The organism is Pelomicrobium sp. G1 (assembly GCF_051905455.1).
Classification (GTDB): Bacteria; Pseudomonadota; Gammaproteobacteria; order Burkholderiales; family UBA6910; genus Pelomicrobium.
Genome location: NZ_JBQACR010000372.1, coordinates 1 through 267 on the forward strand (window position 1 = coordinate 1; position 267 = coordinate 267).

Sequence of the window (267 nt, forward strand, 5' to 3'; positions counted from 1 at the left end):
GCTATCTGCAGGCGGCACGCTGGTGTCTCGAGCATCCGTGGAAGACAGGCGGCATGGCCGCAGCGTTCTTCGTCGTGTCGGTTGGCATCATCGGGCTGATTCCCGCAACGTTCCTGCCACCCGAAGACTGGGCGCAGTTGCAGATGACGGTGGAAAGCCCGCCCGGCAGCACGATCGCGCAAACGCGTGACAACACCGAGCGCGTGCGCAAGATCGTGATGCAGCACAAGGAAGTCCGTCACGTCTATACGGCCATCGGCTCGGGCG

At 63.7% G+C, this 267-nt stretch carries 1 protein-coding gene; it reads left to right on the forward strand.

Going from position 1 to position 267, the window contains the following annotated elements; all coding sequences use genetic code 11:
* On the forward strand, positions 1 to 267 hold a 267-nt coding region (locus ACTFO6_RS18880), incomplete at both ends, for an efflux RND transporter permease subunit (RefSeq protein WP_439935890.1).